Here is a 25,403-nt window from a genome sequence, read left to right as displayed (position 1 = left end):
TATAGTGAAACTTTCAAACGCATAGCGTTGAAAGGCTCCAGCAATGTATAAATGAATGCGGTTTGGACATAATGGCGAATAGAATCTGGGAGACTGTAAGGAGATGAAAGCCATATGTTCATTTGTCCAAATTGCAAAGGGAAAGACATTGGAAAAATAGGTGTCAACCAATTTTATTGCTGGAATTGTTATATCGAATTATCGGTTTCAAAGGGGAAAATCCATACGCATCAAGTTGAGGAAGATGGTTCATTAAGCTCTCTTGATGATTTATTTGATGAGAATGAAAGAACGATCGGATAACGAAAAGGGGGATTTACTTTGAATCTACGCAATTCATTAATCGCATTAGGTGTTGGAGCTGCAGCATATCAATATGCTCGTAAGCAAGATGTATTTTCAAAACGCAATATGAAAAAAGCACGTAAGATGATTAAGTCTTACTTATAATCATTTCGATAAAGTGAAAAACTCCCTTATAGACAAGGGAGTTTTTTTATGCACTCATATGCAAATAAAAAAGTCCAATTTCTGAGAAAAGATAAGATAAACCGTAACAGCCAACGCCAAGTATTCCATACTGCCATAATTGCTTCGCTTTTTCTTTACGTGAGGAACGAATAAAGAACCCCTTCCAAATACCAAAGCCGATACAAATCCATTCAAGAATCATAAAAAGTGCTGATAATCCAAGCATAAACAAAACCATAATTAGCCCTCCTGATTACATTATTTCATGCTGTATTCTCAGGGGTGGTTGTCCTTGTTATGTTATTTATATGTACGTCTTTAAAAAACAGTATGGTCCGTATGAAAAGATTTTAAAAGTTTCACACATAACCTAACCCATTTATTTTCAAAATAAAGGTGGAGGAGGTTTTTCATGTGAAGAATCTTAAAATCATTTGGATATATCGTTTAGGATTATTGTTACTTGTTTTTCTTTGTTTGCTCGTCTTTTTAAAAATTAAGCCACTATGGGCACCGATTATTTTTGTATTTAAAGTAGCAATTACGCCGTTTCTTATCGCCTGTTTTATTGCGTATTTATTGCACCCTTTAATTGAAAAAATTCATAAGGAAGGGATGCCCCGTACACTTGCCATTTTGCTCATTTATATCCTTTTCTTCGGCGGAATTGGTTATGGGATTTATAAAGGAACACCAGTCGTTATTAAACAGTTACAAGAGATTAATGAACAATTTCCGCAGTTTACAAAGATGTACGATTCGTGGATGGATGGCGTTACAGAACAAACAGCGAATTTCCCTTCGTTCATTCATGAAAAGGTGAAACAACTTTTTGTGGGTGTGGAAACGAAGATTCAAGCGCTTTTAAATAAAGTGATGAGTACAGCTCGTGGTGTACTCGATTCATTGCTCATTATTTTCTTAATACCGTTCATTGTATTTTACATATTAAAAGATTATGGTGAGTTTTATCATATCTTTTGGAAACTAGTCCCAAGTAAATGGCGAGGTATGGGGCAAATGCTTGCGAAAGAAATTGATAAGTCACTTGGAAGTTATATTCGAGGACAGTTATTTGTTTGTTTAGTATTAGGGGGAGTATCAGCTCTTTCTTTTTGGTTTATCGGTATGAAATATCCATTATTGCTTGGCATTATTATTGGGGTAACGGATATAATCCCGTACTTTGGTCCTATTTTAGGAGCGATCCCGACGTTAATGATTGCAGCAACAGTATCAACGAGTTTACTTATTAAGGCGGGGATTACGATTGCTATTTTGCAATTTGTGGAAAGTAACATTTTATCGCCTTACATTGTTGGTAAGTCACTTCGTATGCATCCTGTTATTATTATGCTTGCATTACTAGTTGGGGGGGAAGTAGCTGGTATTGTAGGGTTACTAATATCGGTTCCGATTTTAGCAGTTATTCGTACTGTCATTGTTCATGTGAGACCTCTCTTGAAAAAAGAAAATGTGTAAGTATAGAAGCCCTCTATGTAAGAAATAGAGGGCTAATCATATATTTATTTAGAAAGCTGCTCGTGTATCTTTTGAACGAGGGAGTTCACATCATTTGTTTGAATATGTTTTATTTTTTTCCATTCGTTATCATACATAAATATAATTTGATTGTTGAAAAGACGTTTTTTTTCTTTTAGATTAGAAATTTTTCCGAAAGAGTATTCTTCAAATATTGGATTCTTACTTACATCTGGCCTGTAAAAGAATAGTCTTTTGTTCGTTAAAATTAGCAATCCTGGCCTTGCGACGGAACGATAAATAAATATGTCTAATGAACATGCTGCGTAAAACAATATTGTTTCGTTAGTCGTTAATATGTTTTTAGCTTTATTCAATAAGGTTGCCATAGTAATCGCTCCTGTGTTATTAATAATTTAATTGTAACAAAAATACAATATTCAGAAAAGTTTATGCGGATGTTTTTATGAAAATAGTACGATTTATTAATGAACTGCATAATATATGAAAAGGCTGTTAAGAATGAATAGTAGAATACCTATGATTAATAAGCGATTAATACAATATAAATGATTATCTACATTGACAAACTTAAGAGAATTCTATTATATTTAGTCATATAATACATTAAATCAATGACGGAACAAGTACGTTACAGTCCATTTATAGAGAGAAGCTTCCATATGGCTGAAAGAAGCTTTAAATGAAGGGTAACAGAAAGCTAATCCTGAGAGCAGCTAATCACTGCCGTCTTGCCACGTTACGGCACCATGAGGTGATGAATTGATTGTTATTGTAGTCAATTCATAATTAGGGTGGTATCGCGAGTTAACTCTCGTCCCTTTTATAGGGGCGGGAGTTTTTTATATTTAAGGAGGAAAATACAATGAAACAACTAACAGGCGCACAAATTCGTCAAATGTTTTTAGACTTTTTCCAAGAAAAAGGACATGCAGTAGAACCTAGTGCATCACTAGTTCCACATGAAGATCCATCTCTTCTATGGATTAATAGTGGTGTAGCAACATTAAAAAAATATTTTGATGGACGTGTAATCCCACAAAATCCACGTATTACAAATGCTCAAAAATCAATTCGTACAAACGATATTGAAAACGTAGGGAAAACAGCTCGTCACCATACATTCTTTGAAATGTTAGGAAACTTCTCAATTGGTGATTACTTCAAAGAAGAAGCAATTACATGGGCTTGGGAATTCTTAACGAGCGACAAATGGATCGGATTCGATAAAGAATTACTATCAGTTACAATCCATCCAGAAGATGAAGAAGCATTCACAATTTGGAATGAGAAAATGGGCGTTCCAAAAGAGCGTATTATCCGCTTAGAAGAAAACTTCTGGGATATCGGTGAAGGACCAAGTGGACCGAATACAGAGATTTTCTATGACCGCGGAGAAGCTTACGGTAATGACTTTAGTGACCCAGAATTATATCCAGGCGGAGAAAACGAGCGTTACTTAGAAGTATGGAACCTTGTATTCTCTCAATTTAATCATAATCCAGATGGTTCATATACACCACTTCCTAAGAAAAACATTGATACAGGGATGGGTCTAGAACGTATGACATCTATCGTTCAAGATGTGCCTACGAACTTTGATACAGATCTATTCATGCCGATGATTGGTGCAACAGAATCAATTTCTGGTGAGAAATATCGTAATGGCGATTTAGAAAAAGATATGGCATTTAAAGTAATTGCTGACCATATCCGTACAGTAACATTTGCTGTTGGTGACGGTGCTCTTCCTTCTAACGAAGGCCGTGGTTATGTATTACGTCGTTTATTACGCCGCGCTGTTCGTTATTCGAAGAAATTAAACATTAACCGTCCATTCATGTTTGAATTAGTACCGGTTGTTGGAGAAGTAATGAAAGACTTCTATCCAGAAGTACTTGAAAAGAAAGATTTCATTGCGAAAGTTGTGAAAAACGAAGAAGAGCGTTTCCATGAAACACTTCATGATGGTGAAGCAATTTTAGCTGAAGTTATTACAAAAGCAAAAGAAGAAAAAACAACTGTTATTTCTGGAGTAGATGCGTTCCGTCTATATGACACATACGGTTTCCCAATCGAATTAACAGAAGAATATGCAGAAGAAGCTGGTATGACAGTTGACCAAGAAGGCTTCGAAAATGAAATGGAAAAACAACGTGAGCGTGCACGTGCTGCTCGTCAAGACGTTGACTCAATGCAAGTTCAAGGCGGTGTACTTGGAGAAGTTAAAGTAGCGAGTGAGTTCGTTGGTTACGGTACAGTTGCAACAGAAAGTAACGTTGTTGCACTTGTGAAAAACGGCGAATACACAGACAGCTTACAAGCTGGTGAAGAAGGACAATTAATGCTTGATGTAACACCATTCTATGCTGAGAGCGGTGGACAAATTGCAGACCGTGGTTACCTTCTTGCTGATGGCGTGAAAGTTCTTGTAAAAGACGTGCAAAAAGCACCAAATGGTCAAAACTTACACAAAGTTGTTGTTGAAGAAGGTACATTAACGAAAGATGCGGCTGTGAAAGCTATTATCGATACGAAAAACCGTAGTAGCGTTGTGAAAAATCATACAGCAACTCACTTACTACACCAAGCATTAAAAGATGTACTTGGAACACACGTTAACCAAGCAGGTTCTCTTGTAACTTCTGAACGTTTACGCTTTGACTTCTCTCACTTCGGTCAAGTACAAGCTGACGAATTAGAAAAAATTGAGCGTATGGTAAACGAGAAAATTTGGGAAAGTATTGATGTTGAGATTTCTCAAAAAGCAATCGAAGAAGCGAAAGAAATGGGCGCAATGGCATTATTCGGTGAAAAATACGGTGATGTTGTACGCGTTGTACAAGTTGGCGATTACAGCTTAGAGCTTTGTGGTGGTTGTCACGTTGATAATACAGCTTCTATCGGTATTTTCAAAATCGTTGCTGAGTCTGGTATCGGTGCAGGAACTCGTCGTATTGAAGCAGTAACTGGTAAGTCTGCATACGAATTAATGAACGATCAAGTAGGTTTATTAAAAGAAGCAGCAGGAAAAATGAAAACAAATCCGAAAGATATTTTAACAAGAGTTGATGGTCTATTTGCCGAAGTAAAACAACTGCAAAAAGAAAATGAATCTCTTGCTGCGAAATTAAGCAATATCGAAGCTGGAAACTTAACTGATTCTGTAATGACAGTTGATGGTGTGAATGTATTAGCAGCGAAAGTAAATGTCGCAGATATGAACAACTTACGTACGATGATGGATGATCTAAAAAATAAATTAGAGTCGGCAGTTGTTGTATTAGTGTCTGTTAATGACGATAAAGTAAATATCCTAGCAGGTGTAACGAAAGACTTAATTGGCCAAGGTTACCATGCTGGTAAACTTGTGAAAGAAGTAGCTTCTCGTTGCGGCGGTGGCGGTGGTGGCCGTCCTGATATGGCACAAGCAGGCGGAAAAAACCCAGCTCAAGTCGAAGAAGCTTTAGCATTTGTACAAGAGTACGTTAAATCTGTTTCAAAATAAAGAGATAGTAGTGTACAATGGTAGGGAGAGGAGAAGTTCTTCTCCCTATACTTACTATATAAGTGAGGTGCTTGAAATGGACGGTTTTGATAAAACAATGAAGTTTAGCATTCAAGATGAAAAACAGAGTGTCCATGTAAATGATGTACTTTTAACTGTGTATGATGCACTTCAAGAAAAAGGCTATAATCCGATTAACCAAATCGTCGGTTATTTATTAAGTGGAGACCCAGCATACATACCTCGCCATAAAGATGCACGTAGCATCGTTCGCAAGCTTGAACGTGATGAGATTATTGAAGAGCTTGTGAAGTCTTACTTGAAACATCATCGTGAGGAGTAGTTTATGCGGATATTAGGTTTAGATGTAGGTACAAAAACAGTCGGAGTTGCAATTAGCGACGAAATGGGCTGGACAGCACAAGGATTAGAAACAATTAAGATTAACGAAGAACGAGGTCACTTTGGTTTTGATCGTATTTCTGAGTTAGTAAAGCAGTACAATGTGGATAAAATAGTAGTAGGTTTACCTAAAAATATGAATGGTACAATTGGCCCACGTGGTGAAGCGTGCCAACAATTTGCAGAAAACCTACGAGAGCTGTTACAATTAGACGTTGTAATGTGGGACGAGCGTTTGTCAACGATGGCAGCGGAACGTCTACTCATTTCAGCTGATGTAAGTCGTAAGAAGCGAAAACAAGTAATCGATAAGATGGCTGCAGTCGTAATCTTACAAGGATTTTTAGATAGTAAATAAGAGGTGACCAAAATGGAAGAAAATCAAATTACAATTGTAGACGAAAAAGGTAACGAACATTTATGTGAAATTATTTTCACTTTTGATGCTGAAAAATTTGGTAAAAAATCATATGTAGTCTTCTCTCCAATCGGTGAAGTAGACGAAGATGGAGACCCAATTTATGATGCAATGGCTTATGAGCAAAATGAAGAAGAGGGCGGAAGCTTACTTCCAATCGAATCTGAAGAAGAGTGGGAAATGGTACAAGAAATGTTCAACACTCTTGCTGATGAGCAAGAAGCTGAATAATAAGTACTGAAAAGATGGACGACATACAGTCCATCTTTTTTTGTATTTATATGTAAAATGAAAGATTTTTTGTCGAAACTGTGTAAGTCTTTGTAGTATAATGAGACGGATTGTAGAAAAATAAAGTGTCTATTAAAAAAAGATAAGTGAATTTGTTGCGTTTTTACATCGTGCTGTATAGAAAGGTGTACATACGGTCTACAATTAAGTAAGGAGGAAATGTTTTGATAGAGAATCAAGTGAAAAAGAAGCGTAGACGCATCTTTTTATTTTCGATTATTGCACTGCTTTTAGTTTGTGGTTCAGTCTATGCGTATATTTCATCCGCATTAGGACCAGTTGATAGCGGGAATAAAAAAGAGATTGAAGTAGAAATTCCGAAAGGATTATCTACAAGTAAAATTGGAGAAATTTTAGAAGAAAAAGGCGCTGTAAAAAACGGTACAGTTTTTAGTTTTTATACAAAGGCTAAATCGAAAAGTTTACAAGCAGGTACATATTTATTAAACCCTTCAATGAATGCTGAAGATGTGATCGAACAAATGTCATCTGGCAACGTGCATCGTCCAGCTCTTTATAAAGTGACGATTAAAGAAGGGGCGCAAGTAACTGAAATTGCAGAAACGATTGCGACAGAACTAAAGTGGAATAAAGATGATGTTACGCGTCAATTAAACGATAAAGCATTTATTCAAAAAATGCAGCAAAAGTATCCGAAGTTATTAACGGATAAAATCTTTGATAGTAATATTAAATACCCATTAGAAGGTTATTTATATCCTGCAACGTATTCGTTTTATAAGAAAGATACAACGTTAGAAGAAATTGTAATTCCGATGCTTGAGAAAACAAATGCAATCATTGTTCAAAATGAGGCGAAAATGAAAGCGAAGAATTGGGATGTTCATCAGCTTTTAACATTATCTTCACTTATTGAAGAAGAGGCAACTGGTTTTACAGATCGTCAAAAGATCTCTAGTGTCTTTTATAATCGTTTAGCAAAAGGTATGCCGCTTCAAACGGATCCAACGGTATTATATGCACTTGGAAAGCATAAACAACGTGTATTATACGAAGATTTAAAGGTCAACTCACCGTACAATACGTATGTTGTAAAAGGATTGCCGGTAGGGCCGATCGCAAACTCTGGTAAACATTCAGTGGAAGCTGCGTTAGAACCTGCGCAAACAGATTATTATTATTTCTTAGCTGCACCAAGTGGTGAAGTGTACTATGCGAAAACATTAGAAGAGCATAATGCATTAAAGCAAAAATACATTACGAAAAAACAGTGAAATGGGGAGGGATAGCGAAAAAAGTCGCACATCCCTCTTTTTTGTGGTAAAATATATCGGGTTAAAAACTGGCAGAAGAATCGTTTTTAATATCAAAACGGGACGTACAAGCTAAGGGTAAAGCTGGCTTGTATTTTTATTGCATTCTATGTGGGAAAAGACGTCATAGAGGCACTTCTCCATGTAAATAAGGAGGACCATTTATGGAGGATGCAGTTAACGAGTACCTATTATCATTTATTGATCCGAAAGATAAATTAATTCTTGAAATGGAAGAATATGCAACAGAAAATCATGTGCCGATTATGGATCGACTTGGAATGGAATTTATGCTGCAATTTTTACGTTTAATTGGACCGAAAAGCATTTTAGAACTTGGAACAGCAATCGGTTATTCTAGTATTCGTATGATGCAAGCTATTCCAAATTCACGTATTGTGACAGTTGAGCGCAATCGTGAGCGATATGAAAAAGCACTTGAATATATAGAACGTTCCCCAGTAACAGATCGTATTTCAGTTATTTACGGTGATGCGTTAGAGACAGATGAACAAGTAAAAGAACACGGGACATTTGACGTTATTTTTATTGATGCAGCAAAAGGACAGTATCGTCGCTTTTTTGACTTATATGAACCGTTATTAAATCCTGGTGGCGTAATTATTTCAGATAATGTTATGTACCATGGTCTTGTAACGACAAAAGAGAAGATTGAAAACAGACGTACACGTGGTTTAATCCGTCGTATTAAGACGTACAATGAGTGGCTTATGAACCATGAAGGATATGATACAACGATTTTCCCAATTGGTGATGGAGTAGCTGTTAGTAAAAAGAGAGGGTGACCAAGGTATGAAGAAACCTGAATTGTTAGTAACGCCAAGAGCGGTGGCGGATATCGAACTTCTTGCGAAAGCAGGAGCAGATGCGGTAATGATCGGTGAGCAAAAGTTTGGTTTACGTTTAGCAGGGGAGTTTTCACGTGAAGATGTAAAACAAACTGTGAAGATTGCGCATGAAAATGGTGTGAAAGTATACGTAGCAATGAACGCTATGTTCCACAACGATAAAGTAGAAGAATTAACAGATTACGTTTCATTTTTAAATGAAGTAAATGTAGATGCAATTGTTTTCGGAGATCCAGCAGTATTAATGGCTGTTCGCGAAGTAGCGCCAAATATGCAGTTGCACTGGAATACAGAAACGACAGCAACGAATTGGTTCACTTGTAATTACTGGGGCCAAAGAGGAGCGAAGCGTGCTGTATTAGCTCGTGAGCTGAGCTTAGATGAAATTGTTGATTTAAAAGAAAATGCTGAAGTGGAACTAGAAGTACAAATTCACGGTATGACTTGTATGTTCCAATCGAAGCGTTCATTAGTAGGAAACTACTTTGAGTATCAAGGACGTAATCTTGACATTGAAAAGAAAAAATATGAAGAGAATATGTTCTTATATGACCCAGAGCGTAATAATAAATATCCAATCTATGAAGATGAAAATGGTACTCATATTATGAGTCCGAACGATATTTGTTTCATCGATGAATTAGAGGAACTAATCGAAGCTGAAGTTGACAGCTTAAAAATCGATGGTGTACTAAAAAGTTCTGAATACATTATTGAAGTAACGAAGAAATATCGTCAAGCGATTGATTTATGCGTAGAAGATCGTGATGCGTATTATGACGTGAAAGATGCTCTATATAAAGAAATAGAAGAAATGCAACCAGTAAATCGTCCGTTAGACACAGGATTCTTCTTTAAAGAAACGGTTTACTAAACGAGGAGGGTGTAGGAAATGACTGTACAAGAAATTTCACGAGTGATCGATGGCAAGCGCGTTATTGTGAAGAAACCTGAACTGTTAATCCCTGCGGGTAACTTAGAAAAATTAAAAGTAGCTATCCATTATGGGGCAGATGCTGTATATTTAGGTGGACAAGAATTTGGTCTTCGTTCGAATGCAGGTAACTTTACGCTGGAAGATATGGCAGAAGGCGTTGAATTTGCAAAGAAATATGGAGCGAAAATATATGTAACAACAAATATTTTCGCACATAATGAAAATATGGACGGGCTAGAGGAATATTTAAAAGGGATTGAAAAAGCTGGCGTAACGGGAATTATCGTTGCTGATCCGCTTATCATTGAGACGTGTAAACGTGTAGCGCCTTCTGTTGAGGTGCATTTAAGCACACAGCAATCACTATCCAACTGGAAAGCAGCACAGTATTGGAAAGAAGAAGGTTTACATCGTCTTGTATTAGCTCGTGAAGCAAGCTATGAAGAAATGAAAGAAATTAAAGACAAAGTGGATATTGAAATTGAAGCATTCGTCCATGGTGCAATGTGTATCGCATATTCAGGAAGATGTACACTAAGTAACCATATGACAGCGCGTGACTCTAATCGTGGCGGTTGTTGCCAATCTTGCCGCTGGGATTATGATTTAGTTCAAACAGTATCACAACATAAAGATGCAAAAGAGCTTCCTCTATTCCAAGAAGAAGATGCTCACTTTGCGATGAGTCCAAAAGATTTAAATTTAATTTTATCAATTCCGAAAATGATTGAAATTGGAATCGATAGTTTAAAGGTAGAAGGACGTATGAAATCAATCCATTACGTAGCGACTGTAGCAACTGTATATCGTAAAGTAATTGATGCTTATTGTGCGGATCCGGATAACTTTGAGTTTAAACAAGAATGGTTAGATGAGCTTGATAAATGTGCAAATCGTGATACAGCTCCTGCATTCTTTGAAGGGGTTCCAGGACATCAAGAGCAAATGTTTGGAAATCATAGTAAGAAAACAACGTATGATTTTGCTGGTTTAGTGTTAGATTATAATGAAGAAACGGGCATCGTAACGCTTGAGCAACGTAATCATTTCAAACCAGGACATGAAGTGGAGTTCTTTGGACCAGAAATAGAAAACTTTACGCAGACGGTGGAGAAAATTTGGGATGAGGATGGAAACGAATTAGATGCAGCGAGACATCCGTTGCAAATCGTGAAATTCAAAGTGGATCAACCAGTGTATGTGAATAATATGATGCGCAAAAGCATACTTCAATAAGAAAGAGTGGTAGTCGAATGGGGACGAATAAGCCTGTTGTAATTGGAATCGCTGGTGGTTCAGGATCAGGAAAAACAAGTGTAACGAAAGCGATTTTTGACCATTTTAAAGGTCATTCCATTTTAATCTTGGAGCAAGATTATTATTACAAAGATCAAAGCCATTTACCAATGGAAGAGCGTTTAAAAACAAATTATGATCATCCGCTTGCGTTTGATAATGATCTGTTAATTGAACATTTGCAGCAGTTGCTTGCATATGAGCAAATTGATAAGCCTGTATATGACTATACATTGCATACGCGTTCAGAAGAAATTATTCCAGTTGAGCCGAAAGATGTAATTATTTTAGAAGGAATTCTTATTTTAGAAGACCCACGTCTTTGTGAGTTGATGGACATTAAGTTATTCGTTGATACAGATGCTGACCTTCGTATTCTGCGCCGCATGCAGCGTGATATTAAAGAGCGCGGTCGTACGATGGATTCAGTTATTGATCAGTACGTAGCTGTTGTACGTCCAATGCACAATCAATTTATTGAGCCTTCTAAGAAGTTTGCGGATATTATTATCCCTGAAGGTGGACAAAACCATGTTGCAATTGATATTATGGTGACAAAAATTGCAACAATTCTTGAACAAAAAGTAAATTTGTAATAGCATAGTAAAAGATATACGGTAGGAAGGGATTTTTTCCCTTCCCATCGAATACAATGAAACATGCAACCTCATCTATATATAGGTGAGGGCATATTTATATCAACTTTCCATACATATCTTCTTTATATAAAGAAGAATTGGAAATACGGGGTTGTATGTGACAACTCCGCTAGTGCAAGGGTACTAGAAACCTCCGCTAACAATGGAAGCGGAGGAGTTTTCATATGGAACTCCTCTTTTTTTCGGGGGATTGGTATATAAAAGGAGTGGAAAATATGTCAACAGAAAAAACATACCCTATGACGCAAGAGGGTAAGCAAAAACTAGAGAACGAACTTGAGCAATTAAAAACAGTAAGACGTAAAGAAGTAGTGGAACGTATTAAAATCGCACGTAGCTTCGGGGACCTTTCTGAGAACTCTGAGTACGATGCAGCAAAAGATGAGCAAGCGTTCGTAGAAGGACGTATTACACAATTAGAAAATATGATTCGTAACGCAGTTATCATTAAAGATAATGGCGAAGTATCTACTGTTGTTACATTAGGTAAAACAGTAACATTTAAAGAATTACCAAATGGAGATGAAGAAGCGTACACAATCGTAGGTAGTGCGGAAGCTGATCCATTTGAAGGAAGAATTTCTAACGATTCTCCAATCGCAAAAAGCTTATTAGGTAAGCAAATTGGTGAGAAAGTAACAATCCAAACACCAGGCGGAGAAATGCAAGTAGAGATTGTCTCTGTAAAATAATAAAAAAATCACTCGTGTAAAAACGAGTGATTTTTTTATTTGTATAAAAGATGAAACACTCCGTCCAAACTATAATAGACGAGGTGTTTTTTTATGAAAATAAAACGGAGAATTACAATTGTTTTAATTTATTTTATGGGCATTATGTTTTTATTGCTTTGTCGTTTAATTCAAATCCAAATTATAGATACAGAATCATTTACTGATCGCAAAATAAATTTAATTGAAAAAAGTGTTACGCAACGTACGCAATCCATTGCAGTAGACGATGGGCGTGGGCAGTTTATAGATCGTAGTGGTAAAGAAATAGGTGAGGAAAAGTATCCTGTTTTAATTGTTTTTCCATTTTTACAAATAAAAAATGACATGTTAGAGAAAATCGCGCATATCATTGGTGTGTCGAGACAAGAGATCAGAAGACAAATGAAAAATAAAAAAAATGCATTTATACTGCAAGGGGAAACTGCTCCATTTCGAGTGACACGAGAGCAGATGGAGAAGGTGAATCAATTACATGTATTAGGTATTGTAGCAGCTGAAGTGCGATTAAAACAAACTGGGGAGATAAATCATTTAATTGGTGATGTAGGGGAGAACGAAAGAGAATTTCAAAAGCGATATGGAGAAGTGAAAAAAATTTCAAAACAAACGCCGATAGGTATTTCAGGATTACAGCAATCTTTTGATGAATTTTTATTGACTGATGGAGAGGCAAAAGTATTGTATCAAGTAGATCGGCAAGGAGAACCAATTTTCGGAAAGCAAGCGAAATATACTTCACCAGGAAATCCATTTTACCCAGTTAGGATTCAAACTACTTTACATAAAGGGTTGCAGCAAAAAGCAGAAGAAGTGATTGAAGCAAATGAAATAAAGAAGGGGGGATTAGTATTACTTGATGTAAAGACAAATGAAATATTAGCGATGGTCAGTAAGCCGTCTTTACAAGTAAGAGATAAGAATTTATATAAGACTACACTTGAAAATCAAATGTTAACGCCGCATTTTCCAGGCTCTGTTTTTAAAACAGTAGTTGCAGCTGCAGTCATTGATCAAAAAGTAAATTTGTTTAATCGGACATTTAATTGTAATAAAGATTTATATGGTGAAAACGACCCACAAGTTATGATGGGTACACTTAACTTCAAAGAGAGCTTTGCTAGGAGCTGTAACAGGACATTTTCCGAGTTAGGTAACGAGCTATTACAAAAGGATAGGACGGTGCTAGAAACATACGTAGCAGCTTTAGGAGCAAATGAAAAGGTTGGATGGAAAGGTTCTGTATTTCATACACCTCATTTCGAGCAAATGCCAGAAGAAAAAGGCACTACTATTTGGGGGAATGAAGAAAACAAAAATAGTAAAAAAGCGGTAGAGCAAACAGCGATTGGACAGAAAGATGTACGTATATCACCTCTAGCAATTGCAAATATGATGGCGACGATTGCTAGGAATGGAGAAAAAATGGAAGTGAAAGCTGTTGAAAAAATAGTATATAAAAATGGAGCGGATTTTTTTACATTTGAGAACCATACGTTACATGGAAAACAGCTTTCGTATGAAACAGTGAAAACATTACAAGAGTTATTAAGAGGCGTTGTAACAAGGGAGAAAGGAACAGGAACGGCATTCCGTTCGTTGCCGCTCAGTGTCGCTGGAAAATCGGGGACAGCGCAAACTGGGAAAGGGACGAGGGTGAATCGCTGGTTTGCAGGTTATTTTCCGTATGAGAACCCAAGATATGCTTTAGTTGTTGTTGATCTAGAGACTGATAACAAAGTGAATAAAGTCACACCTATTTTTAAAGATATGGTAGGAGCAATCTATCAATTGGAGAATGAAAAGTAATCTTGCAATTTATAGTGAATTGTTTTCATTTCATGAAAATATCATTGTAAATGTTCAACCTTTCTAGATTTAATGTTACAATAGCAATTAGGAAAAACTGCATGGAGGTTTGGAGAATGGCAGGAGGATCAAGATTCCAACAGAAACAACAAAAACGTCGTCAAAACGGTGTTTTAAATATTGCAATCGCTATTGTATTACTATTAGTAGCTATTGTAGCATATCAATTGTTCGTTCCTAGTACGAAAGAGCAAGCATCTTCTACTGATAAGAAAGTCTCTCAACAAACAACAAAGAATGAGAAAGCTGGAAAATCAGAAGATAAAGAATCTGCTAAGAAAAAAGAAAAAGAAAAAGAGCAAGCAGAAGCTAAGCAAAAAGCTGAAGAAGAGAAGTTAAAGGCTGAGGAAGAAAAGAAAAAAGCTGAAGAAGAAGCGAAAGCTAACGAGAAAGTATCAGCTGAAAAAACTGTATCCAAGGCAAAAGAGGCTTATACAAAACCTTCTTGGAAAGCTGTAGGAACAGAACAAGGTTCATCACCAGCGATGACGTTTAAACAGGGGTCATCAGATTGGAATGAGATGCAAAGTGCAATTGCTGCAGGTATTGAAGTACCGAAGGAGCAATTAGTATTCCATTTTGTTGGAAGAGACAAAACTGGAAAGAGTAAAGCTTATGGTGACGTTCAAGATAAGCAAAGTGGAAAAAGATATTACGTAAATATTGATTGGGTAGACAATGAGGGCTGGAAACCAGTACTTGTTCAAACTCTAAACTAAAAAAGAGAAGCTCCTTAGGAGCTTCTCTTTTTTAGTTAACGCAATTTCTTTAATTTAAAATGAACAACCGCGCTATAATACGGTCTTTTGCTTTCAGGATCCATAACCATTTGATGTGAGATGTGATGAACTTCAAGCATAAGTGCTTTAGTATTATCGATTTGTTCACTAATTTTTCGTTCTAAAGAAGCTAAGTCTCCCGCTTCAAAAAATTCTACTTTATCTTCTAACATTTCAAAGGTAAATGACATGAAGACGGCCCCTCTCCTATGTAATCAACTATAGTGTAACAAAGAAAAGAAGGAAATACCATGTACATTTCAATTGACATTTTTAGAAAGAGGGAATATCATACTGATAAAACCGATAAGAAAAAGGGGAATTTTTATGGGCACAGAATTTAATGGTTTATTTGATGAGTGGGCTCATACGTACGACTCATTCGTACAAGGCGAAGATATACAATATAAAGAAGTTTTCGCCCATTATGAGGATATTCTAGAGGATGTAGTTAACAAGTCATTTGGTAATGTATTAGAATTTGGTGTCGGTACAGGTAATTTAACAAATAAATTATTACTTGCTGGCCGCACAGTTTACGGTATAGAACCGTCGCGTGAAATGCGTATGATTGCAAAAGAGAAATTGCCAAAAGAATTTTCGATTACAGAAGGTGATTTTCTTTCGTTTGAAGTCCCAAATTCAATTGATACCATTGTAAGCACCTATGCATTTCATCATTTAACAGATGATGAAAAAAATGTAGCGGTTGCGAAGTATAGTCAATTGCTAAACAAAGGTGGTAAAATAGTGTTTGCTGATACGATATTTGCAGATCAAGATGCATATGATAAAACTGTTGAAACAGCAAAACAAAGAGGTTTTCACCAGTTAGCAAACGATTTGCAAACGGAATACTATACACGTATTCCAGTTATGCAGACTATTTTTGAAAACAATGGCTTCCATGTAACGTTTACGAGATTAAATCATTTCGTTTGGGTAATGGAGGCAACTAAGCAATAGAAAGAGGGATTAGATTGAGAATTGCTGTAATTGGAGCAATGGAAGAAGAAGTACGTATTTTACGTGACAAATTAGAACAAGCAGAGACAGAAACGGTTGCAGGTTGTGAATTTACGAAAGGACTATTAGCAGGACATGAAGTAATCTTGTTAAAGTCTGGTATTGGTAAAGTAAACGCAGCGATGTCAACGACAATTTTATTAGAAAAATATAAGCCTGAAAAAGTAATTAATACTGGTTCAGCTGGTGGATTCCATCATTCTCTAAACGTTGGTGATGTAGTTATTTCCACTGAAGTTCGTCACCATGACGTAGATGTAACAGCATTTAACTATGAATATGGTCAAGTACCAGGAATGCCGCCTGGATTTAAAGCTGATGAGGCGTTAGTTGCATTAGCTGAGAAATGTATGCAAACTGAAGAAAATATTCAAGTTGTAAAAGGCATGATTGCAACAGGCGATTCATTTATGAGTGATCCGAACCGCGTTGCAGCCATCCGTGATAAATTTGAAAATCTTTATGCGGTAGAAATGGAAGCAGCAGCTGTCGCACAAGTATGCCACCAATATGAAGTTCCGTTTGTTATCATTCGCGCACTTTCTGATATTGCTGGTAAAGAATCAAATGTTTCATTTGATCAGTTTTTAGATCAAGCAGCTCTTCATTCTACAAACTTTATCGTAAAAGTGTTAGAAGAGTTAAAGTAATGTAACAAAAAGGCAACTGTCTCATATAAAGAAAATACATACAGTTGCCTTTTCTTTATTGGCAAACAAGGGGGAGAACACGATGAATGTATATCGTGGAGTTCATGAGTTAATTGGTCATACACCAATTGTAGAAATTACTCGTTTTTCACTTCCGAAAGGGGTCCGCTTATTTGCAAAGCTTGAATTTTATAACCCAGGCGGAAGCGTTAAGGATCGTTTAGGAAGAGAATTAATCGAAGATGCGCTAGAAAAAGGGCTTGTTACCCAAGGTGGAACAATTATTGAACCGACTGCTGGGAATACTGGTATTGGACTGGCACTTGCAGCATTAGAACATGATTTACGTGTTATCGTTTGTGTACCAGAGAAATTTAGTATTGAAAAACAAGAATTAATGAAAGCACTAGGTGCAACGGTCGTCCATACACCGACTGAGCAAGGAATGACCGGTGCAATTGCAAAAGCAAAAGAATTAGTAAATGAAATACCGAATTCATACTCTCCAAGTCAGTTTGCGAATGAAGCAAACCCGCGTGCTTATTTCAAAACACTAGGTCCTGAACTTTGGGATGCACTGAATGGAGAGATTAACATATTTGTTGCTGGAGCAGGAACTGGCGGTACGTTTATGGGGACTGCATCTTATTTGAAAGAAAAAAATATAGATATTAAAACAGTTATCGTAGAGCCAGAAGGATCTATTTTAAATGGTGGTAAGGCTGGTTCACATGAGACCGAAGGAATTGGACTGGAATTTATCCCGCCATTTTTGAAGACATCTTATTTTGATGAAATTCATACGATTTCTGATCGAAATGCATTTTTACGAGTGAAAGAATTAGCGCAAAAAGAAGGACTTCTCGTTGGGAGCTCTTCAGGAGCAGCATTTCATGCGAGTTTACTTGAGGCAGAGAAGGCAGCACCAGGTACAAATATTGTAACCATTTTTCCTGATAGTAGTGAGCGCTATTTAAGTAAAGACATATACAAAGGATGGGAATAAAAAATGAGAGCAAAGACAAAGTTAATTCATGGTATTCGCATAGGAGAACCTTCAACTGGATCTGTAAACGTACCGATCTATCAAACAAGTACGTACAAACAAGAAGCGGTTGGTAAGCATCAAGGATATGAATATTCACGTACAGGTAACCCAACACGTGCAGCTTTAGAAGAAATGATTGCTGTATTAGAAAATGGTCATGCTGGATTTGCATTCGGTTCTGGAATGGCTGCTATTACAGCGACAATTATGTTGTTCTCAAAAGGTGACCACGTTATTTTAACAGATGATGTTTATGGTGGAACGTATCGTGTTATTACGAAAGTATTAAACCGCTTCGGTATTGAACATACATTTGTAGACACAACAAACTTAGAGGAAGTTGTAGAAGCAATTCGTCCAAATACGAAAGCGATCTATGTGGAAACACCAACGAACCCATTACTAAAAATTACTGATATTAAGAAAATATCTACTCTTGCTAAAGAGAAAGATTTATTAACAATTATTGATAATACATTCATGACGCCATATTGGCAGTCGCCGATTTCTTTAGGAGCAGACATTGTACTTCATAGTGCAACGAAATATTTAGGAGGTCATAGTGACGTAGTTGCAGGTCTAGTAGTGGTAAATAGCCCACAACTAGCAGAAGACCTTCACTTTGTACAAAACTCAACAGGAGGTATTCTTGGACCACAAGATAGCTTCTTACTACTTCGCGGTTTAAAAACATTAGGAATTCGTATGGAAGAACATGAAACGAATTCACGCGCTATTGCTGAATTCTTAAATAATCATCCAAAAGTAAATAAAGTATATTACCCAGGTCTTGAATCACATCAAAACCATGAATTAGCAACAGAACAAGCAAATGGATTTGGTGCTATTATTTCGTTTGATGTAGATAGTGAGGAAACATTAAATAAAGTACTTGAGAAACTGCAATACTTTACACTTGCTGAAAGCTTAGGAGCAGTAGAAAGTTTAATTTCTATCCCATCTCAAATGACACATGCATCAATCCCAGCGGATCGCCGTAAAGAATTAGGAATTACAGATACATTAATTCGTATTTCTGTCGGTATTGAAGATGGTGAAGATTTAATTGAAGATTTAGCACAAGCGCTAGCGTAATAAAAAATGCACTGCTAATGTGGAGCAGTGCATTTTTATTATGTTAATTTGTGAAATATTTCACAAATTAGACATACACAAATGAAATGATTTCATGTATATTGAATTCATGAAATGTTATTCACGAGTAAACTTGTGAAATGTTTCACAAACAATGGGATTCATGTAGGACGGTAACTCTATTTTTTTTCGCTAATCGGGACTTATTATGACCTGTAGGGACTTATAAAGACCGTGATAACAGAATAGGAGGAAATTTACATGGTAGTCAAAGAGAAAGTTGTCAATGAAATGCAAGAGGTAAAAGAGATGATTGATACGTTAGTAAATAACGGTCAACAAGCTTTACAAGCATTAGAAAGTTTTACACAAGAGCAGATTGACAACATTGTTCATGAAATGGCATTAGCAGGTGTTGATCAACATATGCCACTTGCAAAATTGGCTGTTGAAGAAACAGGCCGTGGTGTCTATGAAGACAAATGCATTAAAAATATTTTTGCCACTGAATATATTTGGCATAGTATAAAGCAAGATAAAACGGTAGGAATTATTCACGAAGATCCTCATGAAGAAATAATAGAAATTGCAGAACCTGTCGGTGTAGTAGCTGGGGTAACACCAGTAACGAATCCAACGTCGACAACAATGTTTAAAGCGTTGATTGCGATAAAAACGAGAAATCCAATTATTTTCGCATTTCATCCTTCTGCACAAAATTGTTCGGTGGCAGCAGCGAAAACCGTATATGATGCAGCAATGAAAGCTGGTGCACCAAAACATTGTATTCAATGGATTGAAAGACCGTCTGTCGAAGCGACGAAACAATTAATGAACCATGAGGGTGTGGCACTCGTTCTAGCAACTGGAGGCGCTGGTATGGTGAAATCAGCTTACTCTACTGGAAAACCAGCGCTAGGTGTAGGTCCTGGTAATGTACCGTGTTATATAGAAAAATCAGCACATGTAAAACGAGCTGTTAATGATTTAATTTTATCGAAAACATTTGATAACGGTATGATTTGTGCATCGGAACAAGCAATCATTGTCGATAAAGAAATCTATGATGATGTTAAAACAGAAATGATCGAAAACAATTGTTACTTTGTAACAGAAGAAGAAAGAAAAAAATTAGAAAAGCTCGTTATAAATGAAAATACATGTTCAGTAAATAGTGATATTGTAGGAAAATCAGCACAGTATATTGCCGAATTAGTTGGGATTACTGTTCCTGAACATACAAAAATGCTTGTAGCTGAAATTCAAGGTATTGGAGCAGCATACCCGTTATCTCGTGAGAAACTGAGCCCAGTATTAGCCTGTGTGAAGGCGAATTCATTAGAAAAAGGATTTACATATTGCGAAGAAATGTTGAACCTCGGTGGTTTAGGACATTCAGCAGTTATTCATTCTACAAATAAAGAAGTGCAAAAGCAATTTGGATTACGTATGAAAGCTTGCCGTCTCATTGTAAATGCACCTTCATCACAAGGTGGAATAGGGGATATATATAACGGATTTATTCCATCACTTACACTTGGTTGTGGTTCTTACGGAAAAAATTCAGTTTCCCAAAATGTAACAGCGACTCATTTATTAAATATAAAAAGGCTGGCAAATAGAAAAAAGAATATGCAGTGGTTCAAATTGCCGCCAAAAATTTATTTTGAAAAACATGCTACAGCGTATTTAGCAAATATGCCTAACATTTCACGTGCATTTATTGTAACGGATCCTGGAATGGTTGAACATGGCTATGTGGATACAGTCACGCACTATTTAAACAAGCATGCAAATGATGTGAAAATTGAAGTTTTCTTTGAGGTCGAACCAGATCCATCAGATGAAACTGTCTTTAAAGGTGCGGAAATGATGAGAAGCTTTAAGCCAGATGTAATTATCGCACTTGGTGGTGGTTCAGCTATGGATGCAGCAAAAGGAATGTGGTTATTCTATGAGCATCCAGAAACGACATTCTATGGCATTAAACAGAAGTTTTTAGATATAAGAAAACGTACATGTAAATATTCGGAATTAGGAAATAAGGCGCAGTTTGTTGCGATTCCAACAACATCAGGAACAGGATCAGAAGTGACACCATTTGCGGTTATTACAGATAAGAAAAATAATATAAAGTATCCGCTCGCAGATTATGAATTAACACCAGATGTAGCAATTGTTGATCCACAATTTGTAATGACAGTACCACCACATGTAACAGCAGATACTGGTATGGATGTTTTAACACATGCAATTGAGGCGTATGTGTCTGTTATGGCAAATGACTATACAGATGGATTAGCATTAAAAGCTATTGATCTCGTATTCAAATATTTACCGAGAGCATATAAAGATGGAAATGATGAAGAAGCACGGGAAAAAATGCATAACGCTTCTGCAATTGCAGGGATGGCATTTGCAAATGCTTTTCTAGGTATTAATCACAGCTTAGCACATAAAATTGGTCCAGAATTCCATATTCCGCACGGACGTGCAAATGCAATTCTTATGCCGCATGTAGTCCGCTATAATGCTATTAAGCCAAGAAAACACGCATTGTTCCCAAAATATGAGCACTTTGTAGCAGATGAACGCTATGCACATATTGCGAGAATGCTCGGGCTTCCAGCAAGCTCAGTAGCAGAAGGTGTGGAATCACTCGTCAAAGCAATTATTGAGCTTGGAAAAAGCTTAAATATTAATATGAGTATTGCAGGACAAGGGGTAGATAAAGAGCAATTTGAAGAGGTTGTTGGAGTATTAGCAGAAAGAGCTTTTGAAGATCAATGTACAACTGCTAATCCAAAGTTACCGCTTATTTCAGAGCTGAAAGAAATTTATATGGAAGCATATAAAGGTGAATAATGATTAAAAAAGAGCCGCAGAAAGCGGCTCTTTTTTTGTTGGAAAACATCTCCCAGAATGGCTGTATTTACTGGTCTTTCAGTTTCATAGAATATGATAAAGTGAAATGGAGGAGTGAGAATATAATGAAAGAATTACAAGGAAAAATAGAAGATTATACTCGGTTTGGACAAATTCTTCTCGCTGTAAGTACATTGTTAATGGTTGGCTTGTTGATTCCGGATGGAGCAAAAGAGACAATCCAATTTTTTGTTATGATGGGGAGCATCGTTATATTTTTAAGTTTATCGTTCTTTTTCTTTCAGCGTGTGAAAGTGATGCGTGACCAGTTAGAGGAAAACGAATGTGAATAATATTGTTAACTAGAGCGCGGCGAAAAGAAAGAATCTTTTTGTCGCGCTTTTTGTTTTTTGTAGAAAAATGTATGCGTTTCATGTTGACAATGATAATCCTTATCAATTAAAGTAGAATGGTAGTTAATGATTATCATTATCAATTAGAGGTGAAGGAATGAAAAAATCTATTACGCTATTTACAGCGATTTTATCTATTTTTTTCTTGTTAATAGGTTGCAGTGCCAAAGGGGACGAGAAAGCGTCTGCAACCAAAACAGAAAAAGGAAAAGAAAAAATCGAAATTACCGACCTGTCAGGGAGAAAGGTAACATTCGATAAAGTACCAGAAAGTTTTGCAACATTAAGTATGGGAGACATGGATATTATTCATGCTTTAGGTGGAAAAGTAGTAGGTCGTCCGGATACGAAATTAACTCTTCCAGAGGAGTTAAAGAAAGCAAAAGTAATCGGGAATGCACATCAACCGAACTTTGAGCAAATTGCTAGTTTAAAGCCCGATGTACTTGTTGCTAACAATGAATTCCAAAAGAATGTGCCAACGGTTGAAGGACAGGGAACGAAAGTAATCATTTCTTCTGCGAATTCTGTACAAGATATTCAAAAGAATATTGAATTATATGGAACGGTAATGAAGAAAGAAGATAAAGCAAAAGAACTTAATCAAAAAATCAATGATCAAATGAAGAAATATGAGAAAAAGAGCGATGTGAAAGCATTGCTAGTGTATGGCGCACCAGGTACTTATTTAGCGGCATTACCAACATCTTTATCAGGTGATGTTTTAGAAAAAACAGGCGGGAAAAATATTGCTTCTGATTTTCCAGAAACGAAAGAATATCCGCAATATGCACAGCTAAGTGTAGAACGTATTATTGAGGCGAATCCAGATGTCATTTATTTAATTACACACGGAGATCCAAAAAGTGTGAAAAAAGCATTCGAAGGCGAAATGATGAAAAATGAAGCGTGGAAAAATTTAGATGCAGTAAAACAAAACCGCGTAGTTATTTTGCCACCTGATTTATTTGGATCTAATCCTGGGACAAAAGTTACAGAAGCAATGGACTTTATGTATAAAAGTATACAAGATGTAAGGAAATGATACGTATGGAAAGTAGTGAAGTAGTAAGAGAAAAGGAACATCCTTTTGCGAAAAAAAGATGGATAATAGCAGTTACTTTAGTTGTATTAACAATTCTAGGCCTCTTTTACGGACTTTTCGCAGGAAGTTTATCTTTTTCTGTACGAGACATTCTAACAGGTATACAAGATGAAGGTTCGACAGTTCATCGAATTGTATGGGATCTTCGCATACCGAGAGTTCTCGTTGGGTTTATAGTAGGAACATGTTTAGCTGCATCTGGTACACTGCTGCAAGGGGTTATGAGAAACCCTCTTGCAGATCCTGGTATTATCGGGGTTTCATCTGGGGCAGGCCTTGTAGCAATTGTCATCATGATTTTATTCCCACAGCATCTAGCTTTTTTACCACTAGGGGCGTTTTTAGGAGCTTTCATAACAGCGATGGTTATTTATGCTTTATCATGGCAAAAAGGGGCACCACCTTCAAGAATCGTCTTAGTAGGAGTGTCAATCAATGCATTAATTGGTGCAGCAACGTCAGCTTTAATGTTATTACATAGTGACAAAGTACAATCCGTGTTACCGTGGCTAGCGGGCGGCATTGGTGGTGTAAGTTGGGCACATTTAAACATGATTATTTATTATGCAATATTCGCCATTATATTAGCTTTCTTTGGTATTAAGCATATTCGAGTGTTAATGCTTGGAGATGAAATGGCAAAACTATTAGGACATAATGTGGAAAAAAGTCGGTTTTATTTAATCGTAGTAAGTACATTATTAGCTGGAATTGCGGTAAGTGTGTCTGGTCTTATTGGATTTGTCGGTCTTGTCGTACCACATATGCTACGTTTATTAGTTGGAAATGATTATAGATATTTGCTACCTTTATCATGCCTTGGCGGCGGGGTATTACTTGTTTTTGCGGATGCAATAGCTCGAAGTTGGTTTGACCCAATTGAATTGCCTGTTGGTATTTTACTGTCCTTCTTAGGTGGTCCTTTCTTCTTATATTTAATTCATAGAGGAGGAAAACAACGTGATTTCCGTTAACAAAGTGTTTTATGCACACTCTGAAAGATTTCAAATGCAAAATATGAATGTACATATTAAGGCTGGAGAAATCGTTAGTTTAATTGGTCCGAATGGATCGGGAAAATCTACTTTGCTTCGTTTAATAGCAAGGCTACTGAAACAAAGCGAAGGGGACATCATTTTAGATGGGAAAAATATTCATATGATGAAGAGTGCTGATGTAGCGAAGCAATTAGCGATGTTACCACAAATGCATGATCATCAATTAGATTTGACAGTGAAAGAACTAATTGAGTTCGGAAGAGGTCCACATAAATCATGGAGTAGCCGCTTAAATAAAGAAGATGAAGAAATTGTTGATTGGGCATTGTCTGTTACAAATCTTGAAGGGTATGAATATCGTCTTTTACATTCTTTATCAGGAGGGGAACGGCAACGTGCTTGGATTGCGATGACGCTAGCGCAACGTACAAATGTCTTATTATTGGATGAACCAACAACCTTTTTAGATATCGTTCACCAGTTGGAAGTAATGGAACTTGTGAAACGATTAAATGAGGAGTTTGGAATGACAATTATAATGGTTTTACATGACATTAACCAAGCTGCTCAATATAGCGATCGTTTACTTGTATTAAAGCGAGGAAAGATTCAGTATGATGGTATACCAGAAGAAGTACTATGCCATGAAATGTTTCAACATGTATTTGGCATAGATGTAGATATTTTTCAAGGAAATGACAAACCGTTTTTTACACCGAAACGAATTTCTAGAAGGGGAGAAGAGCGATGCAAATAGAAGAGCGTATTACCACTGAATTAGTAAGAGAATTTGTTATGGCAGCTCACGGGGATTTAGAGAAAGTACAAGAGCTATTGGTTGAATCACCAAGCTTACTTCACGCCTCTTATAATTGGGGTGGATCAGATTGGGAAAGTGCGTTAGGCGCATCGGCACATGTAGGTCGTAAAGATATTGCTCTTTATTTACTAGAAAAGGGTGCTCGGATGGATATTTTTGCAGCAGCTATGCTTGGTGAATTAGAAGTTGTACAAGCTATTTTAGTAGCTCAACCAGAAGCATTGCGTGCATCTGGCCCTCATGGTATTTCTCTTCTTCAACATGCACGAATGGGTGGAGAGAAATCTAAGCGTGTATATGATTATTTAGCAATACTATCTTAATGAACGAAGGAAGTTCTTATGTGCGGTAAACTTTTCACTTGAAACAATTGGAA

The 25,403-nt window shown here is 36.6% G+C and carries 28 protein-coding genes and 1 other annotated feature; of the genes, 25 read left to right on the top strand and 3 right to left on the bottom strand.

What is annotated here, in order from left to right; genetic code table 11:
• Positions 1–114 precede the first annotated feature (114 nt).
• Entirely contained in the window at positions 115–303 is a 189-nt protein-coding gene (locus ACO6VI_RS00205) for a hypothetical protein (protein WP_000469281.1), read from the top strand.
• A gap of 18 nt (positions 304–321) precedes the next feature.
• Positions 322–450: a YrzQ family protein gene (locus ACO6VI_RS00200; RefSeq protein ID WP_001053553.1), complete on the top strand. Its 129-nt coding sequence runs from the start codon at positions 322–324 to the stop codon at positions 448–450.
• A gap of 46 nt (positions 451–496) precedes the next feature.
• On the opposite strand, the gene ACO6VI_RS00195 is transcribed toward ACO6VI_RS00200, so the two are convergent.
• Positions 497–709, bottom strand: coding sequence for a hypothetical protein (locus ACO6VI_RS00195; protein ID WP_000242539.1), 213 nt, complete (start codon positions 707–709; stop codon positions 497–499).
• Between the two features lie 176 nt (positions 710–885).
• On the opposite strand from ACO6VI_RS00195, the gene ACO6VI_RS00190 reads away from it, so the two are divergent.
• Entirely contained in the window at positions 886–1,953 is a 1,068-nt protein-coding gene (locus tag ACO6VI_RS00190) for an AI-2E family transporter (RefSeq protein ID WP_161520058.1), read from the top strand.
• A gap of 44 nt (positions 1,954–1,997) precedes the next feature.
• Here the strand turns inward: ACO6VI_RS00190 and ACO6VI_RS00185 are convergent, their stop codons facing one another.
• Positions 1,998–2,342 carry a PH domain-containing protein gene (locus tag ACO6VI_RS00185; RefSeq protein WP_161520059.1) on the bottom strand — a complete coding sequence of 115 codons (345 nt, stop codon included), beginning with the start codon at positions 2,340–2,342 and terminating at the stop codon, positions 1,998–2,000.
• 237 nt (positions 2,343–2,579) lie between these two features.
• Positions 2,580–2,799, top strand: a binding site (T-box leader).
• A 40-nt stretch (positions 2,800–2,839) separates the two neighbouring features.
• On the opposite strand from ACO6VI_RS00185, the gene alaS reads away from it, so the two are divergent.
• From alaS to ACO6VI_RS00125, 12 genes are all read left to right on the top strand, one after another.
• The gene (gene alaS, locus ACO6VI_RS00180; protein ID WP_071713644.1) at positions 2,840–5,482 is read left to right on the top strand and encodes an alanine--tRNA ligase; all 2,643 of its coding nucleotides are present in this window, start codon (positions 2,840–2,842) and stop codon (positions 5,480–5,482) included.
• Between the two features lie 76 nt (positions 5,483–5,558).
• Complete coding sequence (locus ACO6VI_RS00175) at positions 5,559–5,825, top strand: IreB family regulatory phosphoprotein (protein WP_000348591.1); 267 nt, start codon at positions 5,559–5,561, stop codon at positions 5,823–5,825.
• A 3-nt stretch (positions 5,826–5,828) separates the two neighbouring features.
• Positions 5,829–6,242, top strand: a complete 414-nt coding sequence (gene ruvX / locus ACO6VI_RS00170) for a Holliday junction resolvase RuvX (protein ID WP_001221193.1) — start codon at positions 5,829–5,831, stop codon at positions 6,240–6,242.
• Positions 6,243–6,254: 12 nt separating this feature from the next.
• The gene (locus ACO6VI_RS00165; RefSeq protein WP_000392245.1) at positions 6,255–6,533 is read left to right on the top strand and encodes a DUF1292 domain-containing protein; all 279 of its coding nucleotides are present in this window, start codon (positions 6,255–6,257) and stop codon (positions 6,531–6,533) included.
• Positions 6,534–6,757: 224 nt separating this feature from the next.
• A complete protein-coding gene (mltG, locus tag ACO6VI_RS00160; protein ID WP_161520060.1) occupies positions 6,758–7,828 on the top strand; it encodes an endolytic transglycosylase MltG in 1,071 nt (356 codons plus the stop codon).
• Positions 7,829–8,031: 203 nt separating this feature from the next.
• Positions 8,032–8,673, top strand: coding sequence for an O-methyltransferase (locus tag ACO6VI_RS00155; protein ID WP_161520061.1), 642 nt, complete (start codon positions 8,032–8,034; stop codon positions 8,671–8,673).
• Between the two features lie 7 nt (positions 8,674–8,680).
• On the top strand, positions 8,681–9,610 hold the full coding sequence (locus ACO6VI_RS00150; protein ID WP_000742793.1) for a peptidase U32 family protein: 930 nt from the start codon (positions 8,681–8,683) through the stop codon (positions 9,608–9,610).
• Between the two features lie 18 nt (positions 9,611–9,628).
• Entirely contained in the window at positions 9,629–10,909 is a 1,281-nt protein-coding gene (locus ACO6VI_RS00145) for a peptidase U32 family protein (protein WP_000217961.1), read from the top strand.
• A 17-nt stretch (positions 10,910–10,926) separates the two neighbouring features.
• The gene (gene udk, locus ACO6VI_RS00140) at positions 10,927–11,565 is read left to right on the top strand and encodes a uridine kinase (RefSeq protein ID WP_161520062.1); all 639 of its coding nucleotides are present in this window, start codon (positions 10,927–10,929) and stop codon (positions 11,563–11,565) included.
• Positions 11,566–11,843: 278 nt separating this feature from the next.
• Complete coding sequence (gene greA, locus ACO6VI_RS00135) at positions 11,844–12,320, top strand: transcription elongation factor GreA (RefSeq protein ID WP_014894880.1); 477 nt, start codon at positions 11,844–11,846, stop codon at positions 12,318–12,320.
• 93 nt (positions 12,321–12,413) lie between these two features.
• A complete protein-coding gene (locus ACO6VI_RS00130) occupies positions 12,414–14,168 on the top strand; it encodes a peptidoglycan D,D-transpeptidase FtsI family protein (protein ID WP_161520063.1) in 1,755 nt (584 codons plus the stop codon).
• A gap of 116 nt (positions 14,169–14,284) precedes the next feature.
• A complete protein-coding gene (locus ACO6VI_RS00125) occupies positions 14,285–14,947 on the top strand; it encodes a YrrS family protein (protein WP_000897094.1) in 663 nt (220 codons plus the stop codon).
• Between the two features lie 35 nt (positions 14,948–14,982).
• Here the strand turns inward: ACO6VI_RS00125 and ACO6VI_RS00120 are convergent, their stop codons facing one another.
• A complete protein-coding gene (locus ACO6VI_RS00120; RefSeq protein ID WP_161520064.1) occupies positions 14,983–15,198 on the bottom strand; it encodes a YrzA family protein in 216 nt (71 codons plus the stop codon).
• 136 nt (positions 15,199–15,334) lie between these two features.
• Between ACO6VI_RS00120 and ACO6VI_RS00115 the strand changes: the two genes are divergently transcribed.
• The 10 genes from ACO6VI_RS00115 to ACO6VI_RS00070 all read left to right on the top strand — a co-directional run bounded on the left by ACO6VI_RS00115 (position 15,335) and on the right by ACO6VI_RS00070 (position 25,350).
• On the top strand, positions 15,335–15,973 hold the full coding sequence (locus ACO6VI_RS00115) for a class I SAM-dependent DNA methyltransferase (RefSeq protein ID WP_000536323.1): 639 nt from the start codon (positions 15,335–15,337) through the stop codon (positions 15,971–15,973).
• Between the two features lie 14 nt (positions 15,974–15,987).
• Positions 15,988–16,683 carry a 5'-methylthioadenosine/S-adenosylhomocysteine nucleosidase gene (mtnN, locus tag ACO6VI_RS00110; protein ID WP_001217027.1) on the top strand — a complete coding sequence of 232 codons (696 nt, stop codon included), beginning with the start codon at positions 15,988–15,990 and terminating at the stop codon, positions 16,681–16,683.
• Between the two features lie 82 nt (positions 16,684–16,765).
• Positions 16,766–17,689, top strand: a complete 924-nt coding sequence (locus ACO6VI_RS00105; RefSeq protein WP_001103877.1) for an O-acetylserine dependent cystathionine beta-synthase — start codon at positions 16,766–16,768, stop codon at positions 17,687–17,689.
• 3 nt (positions 17,690–17,692) lie between these two features.
• Entirely contained in the window at positions 17,693–18,826 is a 1,134-nt protein-coding gene (locus ACO6VI_RS00100) for a bifunctional cystathionine gamma-lyase/homocysteine desulfhydrase (protein ID WP_001201921.1), read from the top strand.
• A 261-nt stretch (positions 18,827–19,087) separates the two neighbouring features.
• Positions 19,088–21,691, top strand: coding sequence for a bifunctional acetaldehyde-CoA/alcohol dehydrogenase (adhE, locus tag ACO6VI_RS00095; protein ID WP_161520065.1), 2,604 nt, complete (start codon positions 19,088–19,090; stop codon positions 21,689–21,691).
• A gap of 125 nt (positions 21,692–21,816) precedes the next feature.
• Positions 21,817–22,044, top strand: a complete 228-nt coding sequence (locus tag ACO6VI_RS00090) for a YrhC family protein (protein WP_000661454.1) — start codon at positions 21,817–21,819, stop codon at positions 22,042–22,044.
• Between the two features lie 157 nt (positions 22,045–22,201).
• Positions 22,202–23,149, top strand: a complete 948-nt coding sequence (locus ACO6VI_RS00085; protein ID WP_098355902.1) for an ABC transporter substrate-binding protein — start codon at positions 22,202–22,204, stop codon at positions 23,147–23,149.
• A gap of 5 nt (positions 23,150–23,154) precedes the next feature.
• Positions 23,155–24,183, top strand: coding sequence for a FecCD family ABC transporter permease (locus ACO6VI_RS00080; protein ID WP_002082127.1), 1,029 nt, complete (start codon positions 23,155–23,157; stop codon positions 24,181–24,183).
• Complete coding sequence (locus ACO6VI_RS00075; protein ID WP_063548666.1) at positions 24,170–24,964, top strand: ABC transporter ATP-binding protein; 795 nt, start codon at positions 24,170–24,172, stop codon at positions 24,962–24,964. Before ACO6VI_RS00080 ends, ACO6VI_RS00075 begins: the two co-directional genes overlap by 14 nt.
• Entirely contained in the window at positions 24,955–25,350 is a 396-nt protein-coding gene (locus ACO6VI_RS00070) for an ankyrin repeat domain-containing protein (RefSeq protein WP_063548664.1), read from the top strand. The genes ACO6VI_RS00075 and ACO6VI_RS00070 overlap by 10 nt, the downstream gene beginning before the upstream one ends.
• Positions 25,351–25,403: the final 53 nt, after the last annotated feature.

It is taken from the genome of Bacillus sp. PSXD-155, from assembly GCF_049310765.1.
GTDB classification, from domain to species: Bacteria; Bacillota; Bacilli; order Bacillales; family Bacillaceae_G; genus Bacillus_A; species Bacillus_A cereus.
Note: the sequence above shows the minus strand (reverse complement) of the source record. Positions and strands in the feature narration are given on the sequence as shown.

Excerpts from the sequence above, each read along its gene's own strand:
- ACO6VI_RS00205 (WP_000469281.1), top strand. The coding sequence starts at position 115 with ATGTTCATTTGTCCAAATTGCAAAGGGAAAGACATTGGAAAAATAGGT.
- ACO6VI_RS00195 (WP_000242539.1), bottom strand. The coding sequence starts at position 709 with ATGGTTTTGTTTATGCTTGGATTATCAGCACTTTTTATGATTCTTGAA.
- ACO6VI_RS00185 (WP_161520059.1), bottom strand. The coding sequence starts at position 2,342 with ATGGCAACCTTATTGAATAAAGCTAAAAACATATTAACGACTAACGAA.
- alaS (WP_071713644.1), top strand. The coding sequence starts at position 2,840 with ATGAAACAACTAACAGGCGCACAAATTCGTCAAATGTTTTTAGACTTT.
- ACO6VI_RS00175 (WP_000348591.1), top strand. The coding sequence starts at position 5,559 with ATGGACGGTTTTGATAAAACAATGAAGTTTAGCATTCAAGATGAAAAA.
- ruvX (WP_001221193.1), top strand. The coding sequence starts at position 5,829 with ATGCGGATATTAGGTTTAGATGTAGGTACAAAAACAGTCGGAGTTGCA.
- ACO6VI_RS00165 (WP_000392245.1), top strand. The coding sequence starts at position 6,255 with ATGGAAGAAAATCAAATTACAATTGTAGACGAAAAAGGTAACGAACAT.
- ACO6VI_RS00155 (WP_161520061.1), top strand. The coding sequence starts at position 8,032 with ATGGAGGATGCAGTTAACGAGTACCTATTATCATTTATTGATCCGAAA.
- ACO6VI_RS00150 (WP_000742793.1), top strand. The coding sequence starts at position 8,681 with ATGAAGAAACCTGAATTGTTAGTAACGCCAAGAGCGGTGGCGGATATC.
- ACO6VI_RS00145 (WP_000217961.1), top strand. The coding sequence starts at position 9,629 with ATGACTGTACAAGAAATTTCACGAGTGATCGATGGCAAGCGCGTTATT.
- udk (WP_161520062.1), top strand. The coding sequence starts at position 10,927 with ATGGGGACGAATAAGCCTGTTGTAATTGGAATCGCTGGTGGTTCAGGA.
- greA (WP_014894880.1), top strand. The coding sequence starts at position 11,844 with ATGTCAACAGAAAAAACATACCCTATGACGCAAGAGGGTAAGCAAAAA.
- ACO6VI_RS00130 (WP_161520063.1), top strand. The coding sequence starts at position 12,414 with ATGAAAATAAAACGGAGAATTACAATTGTTTTAATTTATTTTATGGGC.
- ACO6VI_RS00125 (WP_000897094.1), top strand. The coding sequence starts at position 14,285 with ATGGCAGGAGGATCAAGATTCCAACAGAAACAACAAAAACGTCGTCAA.
- ACO6VI_RS00120 (WP_161520064.1), bottom strand. The coding sequence starts at position 15,198 with ATGTCATTTACCTTTGAAATGTTAGAAGATAAAGTAGAATTTTTTGAA.
- ACO6VI_RS00115 (WP_000536323.1), top strand. The coding sequence starts at position 15,335 with ATGGGCACAGAATTTAATGGTTTATTTGATGAGTGGGCTCATACGTAC.
- ACO6VI_RS00105 (WP_001103877.1), top strand. The coding sequence starts at position 16,766 with ATGAATGTATATCGTGGAGTTCATGAGTTAATTGGTCATACACCAATT.
- ACO6VI_RS00100 (WP_001201921.1), top strand. The coding sequence starts at position 17,693 with ATGAGAGCAAAGACAAAGTTAATTCATGGTATTCGCATAGGAGAACCT.
- adhE (WP_161520065.1), top strand. The coding sequence starts at position 19,088 with ATGGTAGTCAAAGAGAAAGTTGTCAATGAAATGCAAGAGGTAAAAGAG.
- ACO6VI_RS00090 (WP_000661454.1), top strand. The coding sequence starts at position 21,817 with ATGAAAGAATTACAAGGAAAAATAGAAGATTATACTCGGTTTGGACAA.
- ACO6VI_RS00085 (WP_098355902.1), top strand. The coding sequence starts at position 22,202 with ATGAAAAAATCTATTACGCTATTTACAGCGATTTTATCTATTTTTTTC.
- ACO6VI_RS00080 (WP_002082127.1), top strand. The coding sequence starts at position 23,155 with ATGGAAAGTAGTGAAGTAGTAAGAGAAAAGGAACATCCTTTTGCGAAA.
- ACO6VI_RS00070 (WP_063548664.1), top strand. The coding sequence starts at position 24,955 with ATGCAAATAGAAGAGCGTATTACCACTGAATTAGTAAGAGAATTTGTT.